The organism is Parabacteroides faecalis (assembly GCF_022809355.1).
In the GTDB taxonomy this organism is placed as follows: Bacteria; Bacteroidota; Bacteroidia; order Bacteroidales; family Tannerellaceae; genus Parabacteroides; species Parabacteroides faecalis.
Genome location: NZ_JAKZMM010000049.1, coordinates 23,627 through 30,237, shown reverse-complemented (window position 1 = coordinate 30,237; position 6,611 = coordinate 23,627). Strand labels below are relative to the sequence as shown.

The 6,611-nt window shown below is 43.1% G+C and carries 7 protein-coding genes; 3 read left to right on the top strand and 4 right to left on the bottom strand.

Features of this window, described 5'->3' with window-relative positions; genetic code table 11:
- Positions 1–138: 138 nt before the first annotated feature.
- Positions 139–438: a hypothetical protein gene (locus tag MUN53_RS15300; RefSeq protein WP_243326373.1), complete on the bottom strand. Its 300-nt coding sequence runs from the start codon at positions 436–438 to the stop codon at positions 139–141.
- A 10-nt stretch (positions 439–448) separates the two neighbouring features.
- Between MUN53_RS15300 and MUN53_RS15295 the strand changes: the two genes are divergently transcribed.
- The gene (locus tag MUN53_RS15295; protein ID WP_243326372.1) at positions 449–1,186 is read left to right on the top strand and encodes a lysophospholipid acyltransferase family protein; all 738 of its coding nucleotides are present in this window, start codon (positions 449–451) and stop codon (positions 1,184–1,186) included.
- Positions 1,187–1,198: 12 nt separating this feature from the next.
- Here MUN53_RS15295 and MUN53_RS15290 read toward each other — a convergent pair whose 3' ends face one another.
- Genes MUN53_RS15290 through MUN53_RS15280 form a run of 3 tightly spaced genes read right to left on the bottom strand, consistent with a single transcriptional unit; the run spans position 1,199 to position 4,328 of the window.
- Positions 1,199–2,695 (bottom strand): capsule assembly Wzi family protein, encoded by a 1,497-nt coding sequence (locus MUN53_RS15290; protein ID WP_243326371.1) that lies wholly within the window; start codon positions 2,693–2,695, stop codon positions 1,199–1,201.
- Positions 2,696–2,714: 19 nt separating this feature from the next.
- Positions 2,715–3,722, bottom strand: coding sequence for an alpha/beta hydrolase (locus MUN53_RS15285; RefSeq protein WP_243326370.1), 1,008 nt, complete (start codon positions 3,720–3,722; stop codon positions 2,715–2,717).
- A gap of 6 nt (positions 3,723–3,728) precedes the next feature.
- Entirely contained in the window at positions 3,729–4,328 is a 600-nt protein-coding gene (locus MUN53_RS15280) for an HU family DNA-binding protein (protein ID WP_243326369.1), read from the bottom strand.
- Between the two features lie 356 nt (positions 4,329–4,684).
- Here MUN53_RS15280 and araJ point away from each other — a divergent pair, with 356 nt between their 5' ends.
- Together araJ and MUN53_RS15270 are read left to right on the top strand one after the other, a co-directional pair.
- Positions 4,685–5,833, top strand: coding sequence for an MFS transporter AraJ (araJ, locus tag MUN53_RS15275; protein WP_243326368.1), 1,149 nt, complete (start codon positions 4,685–4,687; stop codon positions 5,831–5,833).
- Between the two features lie 109 nt (positions 5,834–5,942).
- On the top strand, positions 5,943–6,548 hold the full coding sequence (locus MUN53_RS15270; RefSeq protein ID WP_243326367.1) for an RNA polymerase sigma-70 factor: 606 nt from the start codon (positions 5,943–5,945) through the stop codon (positions 6,546–6,548).
- Positions 6,549–6,611 lie beyond the last annotated feature (63 nt).

The following is a 6,611-nucleotide window of genomic DNA, read 5'->3' as shown; positions in this document are numbered from 1 at the left end:
CCCTAAAATACAAAAAATTAGGGAGACGGGCAAGTTCTGACTGAGCGAAGTTAGGACTTGCCCGATTTTTTTGCAGACACAAAAAAGGCCATCTCATTTTGAGACAGCCTCTTTGATATTTCTCACTTACAATAGATTTTATTCTACTCGTTTGTTGATTACGATATGGCCCAGATAGCCTAAAATGATAACTGCCAAACCAGTAAGTAAAATACCATTTGTCATACTACCTGTCAAAAACGGAACAGCTAATATAACTACACCGATAAGGAGTACGATAACTCCTAAATTTTTAATCAATCCGCTCATGGTTATAGATGTTTTATAAATTTCTTTTTCTATTGCAAATAAAGCAATAATAACCCGATTGAAAAAATATTTTAGAATAAAAATGATGAATCCTTTTAAATTAGCTTCTATCTTTGTTCTGTAATTCAAAAAAATCTTGGTGATGCGTCTATTTTATATCTTGTACACATGGTTATTTTTTGTTCCGGTGTTTTTGGTACTGACCATTCTTACAGCGGTAACAACAATTGTTGGGTGTTTATTGGGTGGTGAAAAGATCTTCTCTTATTATCCGGGTATGATTTGGTCGAGGCTGACCTGTTATTTGGCGCTTTGTCCGGTAAAAGTCCGAGGACGTGAGCATTTACAGCCTGGGAAGTCGTATATTTTTGCCGCCAATCATCAGGGCGCATTTGATATTTTCTTGATTTATGGATTTTTGGGCGTTCCGATCAAATGGGTAATGAAGGCAGGAATCGGAAAGATTCCTTTTGTCGGAACTGCTTGTCGGGCGGCTGGTTTTATCTTTGTGGATAATTCTACTCCCAAGGCGGCTGCCCGTTCGGTAGTGGAAGCCGAGAGATGTTTACGTAATGGAGCTTCCATTGCGATCTTCCCGGAAGGTTCACGTACTTATACCGGTAAAATGATCCGCTTTAAGAAGGGAGCTTTTCAGATGGCTGCCGACCAGCATCTGGAGATTGTTCCGATCACGTTGAACGGACCTTTCCATGTCTTGCCTATCGGTTCGTTGAATTTACATCGTCATGCTATGGAAATGGTGATCCATGAACCTATTTCAATCGAAGGTATGGATACATCGCATAAAGGATTGCAAGTAATAGCTGATCAGACACAGCAAGTCATTGCACAAGACTTATGGCCTGAGTTCAAATGAACCCAGGCTTTTTTATTTGTAGGCCTTCAGCAGACCTCGTTTGCTGATCTTTAAGCTGAATCCGGTACTTGAGTTACCGAATACGTCACCGGTATCTGCTCCGATAGAACCACCAAACTGCCATCCTTTTAGTTTGGGATGCTGGTATTGGATATCTGCTAAAAGAGAAATGCCGTCTTTCTTCTTGAGAAGAGGTGCTGTGCCTGTCCCCCAAGTATTCATGGCTGTCAGCAGGAAGCGGTAACTGACTGTCGGAGAGAATGAACCTTTCAAACCGAAATGAAAGTCCCGGACACGGTTGTTCTGGAATCCGGGAGCACCGTCTGTATTGTATTCGGGAGAAACCAGTAGCGGCGAACCGACAGATCGGTCGAAATAGGAATTTCCCGTTACATACTCTCCGTTATTGTAATAGTCATCGCCGCCGCCGCCTCGGCCGGGATGTTTGTCGTGGTCAAACCAGATGTAATGGAACGGTCCGCTTTGATTGCGGGTAGTTACGTACTCGAAGACAAACTGTTCCAACCAAGGAAACGTAGGGAGGTTTAATTCCAATCCCCAAAGTCCGTCGGTTCCGTTTTTGAATTCCATACCTGATTTGTCGTAACACAAATGTTGGTAGTAACCACGCAAGCTCCAGTCTTTAGCCTGGTACTTGAGTCCGAAGTCGAAAGAAATATGATGGCTTCCGAGGACATTGATCTGATCGGAAAGAGAGGCATCGCCTCCACCTTTTGCTCCCAGCATGATTCGGACGAAGTCTTTGATGGAATGTGGCTGTTCTCCAATCTTCGGGTCGGTCGATGTTCCTCCCCATTGGACGATATGTTGTACGCCCAACGTTCCTGAAAGAGGGAAATCTCCGCGAGTGTCTTTTATCTGGAAATAAACGGACTTTTGATGCCATAAGACGTGTTCCACAAACGTGTATTTTTCGGCATAGCGGTCGGATAAATAATCACTGTCGAACGAACGGCCCACACTGAAGTTCCCTTTGAACTGTAACCAGCCTTTTGTCAGCGGAACAGTCGTGAAACGGGGAATACTGATGTTCATCTCCGGAATCGGACGTGCATTATTGGAGTAAATCATATCTCCGCTACTCAGGAAAGGATCTACCAGCGAATGATATCGTTCTTTGCTCCCCAAGCTGACTTCTATACATTTATATCCGATTTCGGCATATAGCTGATGGATATACGCATGTTTGTTGCGTGGTGTTACACCGACCAGGTCCAGTCCGGCTCCCCATCTGAATCCTTTCCCGAAATGTTGCTGGTGAAATACTCCGGCTTTTAGATAGGTATTATTCCCTTCCAGCGGAACGATTCCATATCGGTTACTTGTCATCCAAAAGGGTGTATTGTCGCCGGTTGCTAGCGAACCGAACAGTTCTGCCCGGTAACTGGTAGCGTCTTGGGCAATTTCCTCCTGAGCTTGTCCGGAAACCGGCAGGCAAAGCCCGAGCAGAGGAATGTATTTGATCCATTTTCCTTTCATACTTTTCATACTCATGCGGCAAAGGTAGTTATTTTATCGAATCCAGCCAGCCGAATAGAATCTGATATGTATGGTCGCGTGCCGGTTTGGGTGATAAAATCAGGTCGTGTATGCCTCCTTCTATTTCTCGGGCCGTCACGTTCGGTCCCAACTGTTTCCCGAACTTCTGGATGTCATCGACCGAAAGAACGATATCCGAAGACATATATTCGTCGTGCCATTCGTTCGTTTCCGGGTATGAACGCGTAGAAGATAGCAACAGGATAGGGCATTGGATGGCACACTCGTCTTGTATGTCTTGTTGTGCAGAATGAATAGCCCGTATCCAGCCGGCCTTTTTAGGATGACCCAACGGCATTTTTAGGGAAGTATCGAATGTCCATTCTCCTTTGAAGGTTTGCAACAGACTTTTGGCGTACGAGGCATCTCCGCTGGTTCCTTGGATAATCCAGTCGGGGAAAAACTTTCCCAAGAAAGATACCGTCGGGATTGCGACGCTTTCCATGAACCAGCCGAAATTCCAGTCGAGAAACGGACTGTTTAATGCCAGTCCGACAACGGGAGCTTGCGGATGATGCTTTAAGTAATAAGACGAAATCAGTCCGCCTGTCGAATGTCCCATCAGGATAATCTCCCGGCTCCCTTCTTTTTGGATTAAAGCAATAGCCGTGTCGATATCGGCAAAATACTCATCCAGGCTCCGGCAATAAAAGGCATCTTGGTTCGGAAGAAGTGAACGCCCGTACTTACGCAGGTCGAGTGCATAGAAATTATACCCGTGTGCTACCACACTGTCGCCCAGTTGCGCTTGGAAGAAATAATCATTGTACCCATGAATATATAAGATAGCTCTTCGACCGGTTTGAGGTTCTGCTTTCCGGACGAGGGTACTCACAGTCTTTCCTTCATAGTCATCGGGCATACAGATTGTTTGTCGCTGGTAAGTTGTACCTAATATATCTTCTGTATATTGAGCCTTGCCGACCCAAGCAACAAGCAACCAGGCAAGGGTTAGTAAAAGACGATTCGATTTCATGAAGCCTTATTCAGATAAAATGTAAATAGCCGTTTTTCTCCGGCCAATCTTTTTAAGAACACCGGCCTGGATCAGCGTTTCAATGTCTTTCAGTGCCGTGTAACGGCTGCACGCATTGATACTCATGCACTGCGAACTCATGATGGAATCATGCGTTTCCAGGTATTTCCGGATATTAGCCAAGCGGGTTTCCGGATCGTACGACGGATCAATGCTGGCATTGGCCCGGCGTTTCAGCTCCATTCCTTTTAATCGTTGGGAAATCTTTTTGGAACATCTGAAATTAACCGATTTGAAATGAATATCGTCGGCCCGGATTTCTTTCGGACTTGTTACCTTTTTCGAACAAGAAAGCGAGACACTGAAATGTCCGATACCTTCCAAATCCACTTCGTCACCTTGTTTCAGATGAAATACCAGCGAATCGGCCAGCGATTGCAACAGTCCGCGTATATCACCCGAAGAAAACGAAGAAGCCTCCCGCAATTCGTCGATGATATGTTCGGTATCAATTACGATTCCTCCTACGACTCTGGCATGTAGCGTAGGATTATCTTCCTCCTTGTTCGGATTCGGATTCTTGAATAAAGCGTATTCTGCTCCCATCTTTGTATAGAATTAATCAGATTATTACTGGATACAAATATAACAAATGTAGGCAATTAATTGTTTGACAGTAGTCGAAAAACTTTACCATATCTGTCAAAAAGCTTTAGCACATATATGGAAAAGCTTTTCGACAGCTGTCAAAAAATTAAAATGTCGTAGTTTTGTCATTGAAACATACTAGATTGTTTTTCTCCTTATGAGTTAATTGTTGATAAAACAAGGAAGGATTGATTTTATGTTTAAGAACATAAGTGTAATTTTGCTGCTTTAAATGAAGAAAAGTCTTATAGACTTTATTTGACTGTGATAGAAGAGAAAAAGTTATTGTTTAGGTTTTAAAGAGAGAAATAAAGATGAAAAAGAGTCTTATTGCCTTGGCGTTCGGTACATTGGCCTTGGGCATAGCCGAATTTACGATGATGGGAATCCTTCCTTACGTTGCTTCTGATTTCGGAATAAGCATTGCAAAAGCTGGACATTTTATATCGGCTTACGCTTTGGGCGTTTGTTGTGGAGCTCCGGTTCTGATCTTGACCCGTAAAAGACCACTCAAACAGATTCTGATGGCCTTGGTATCGCTGATTATTGTCGGAAATCTGTGTGCTTCGCTGGCTCCAAATTATTGGATTCTGATGTTAGGACGTTTTGTTTCCGGCTTACCTCATGGCGCTTATTTCGGAGTGGCTTCGATTGTAGCTTCGAAGTTGGCTGATAAAGGCAAGAGTTCAGAGGCTGTTTCCATTATGATTGCAGGAATGACAGTAGCCAATCTGTTCGGAGTTCCGTTAGGAACCTCTTTAAGTCATTTGTTTTCATGGCGTGTTACTTTCCTGTTGGTTGCCTTGTGGGGTGTCATCGTACTTTATTATATAAGTCGCTGGGTTCCGTTTGTAGAAGGTTTGCAGGATACAGGCTTTAAGGGACAATTCCGTTTCTTACGGAAACCCGCTCCCTGGATACTTTTGGGTGCGACAGCTTTAGGTAATGGAGGCGTATTTTGCTGGTATAGTTATATCAGTCCGTTACTTACCCATGTTTCCGGTTTTTCTGATAACAGTCTTTCCGTTTTGATGGTATTAGCCGGTTTTGGAATGGTTGTTGGAAATCTGATCAGCGGACGTATGTCTGACCGTTATACACCGGGACGTGTGACGATGGTTGTACAGGCCGGGATTTGTCTGACTTTATTGGCCATTTTCTTCCTGGCGTCCAATCCTTGGATGTCTGTTTTGCTGATGATCCTGTGTACAGCCGGCCTGTTTGCCGTATCAAGTCCGGAGCAGTTGCTGATTATCCGGGTTGCTCCAGGTGGAGAAATGCTGGGTGGAGCCTGTGTGCAGATGGCATTTAATTTCGGAAATGCAGTAGGAGCGTATGCCGGAGGCCTGGCGGTTACACACGACTATCGCTATACCGCGTTGGTAGGTATTCCATTTGCACTGATTGGTTTTGTTCTGGCCTTTATCTTTTACAAACAATATCAGATGAAGTATGAGGTCTAAACAATTTATAGTTTGACTGCAATCAAGTGCCGATTAAACTGTTGTATGAGATTTGCACACGTCAATAAATTTTATTTATATTGCAGGGAATTTATATGATTCCCTGTAAATGAAGGTTGATGAACGGATATTGGTTGAAGCCTTGAAGCGAGGAGAAGAAAAAGCGTTTCGGCATTTGTATGATCATCATTATGTTGTTTTATGTAAAATGGCAAATGGTTTTCTGCATGATTCGTTTTGGGCAGAGACGATTGTAGATGATACCTTCTTTCATTTATGGGAAATCCGTGAGAATTTAGAGATTACAACTTCATTGCGCAGTTATTTGGTACAAGCCGTTCGTAATCGCTGTTTGAATCAATTGGTTCAGGAAATGGATAAGCAGGAAATGTCTTTTTCTGAATTGCCATTGGAAACGTTGGATGCTTCATTGATCTTTCAGGCAGATACGACTTATCCGCTTGGTGTTTTGTTGGAAAAAGAATTGGAGCAGGAAATCAGTAAGGCCATTGATGAAATGCCGGAAGAGTCACGGATCGTATTCAAGAAAAGTCGCTTTGAATTGAAAAAGAATGAAGAAATCGCGCAGGAGTTAGGTATTTCAGTAAATACAGTAAAATACCATATTAAAAGAGCATTGTCTTTTTTAAGAGAGCGTTTACGAGGTTATTTGCCTTTACTCTTTCTTGTCATTACCATGCTTTTGAGGAAATGAATTATTTTTTTGAAAAAAATATCCATCTTCACTACCCGCAGATTTATTTTTCCTGTCTATTAA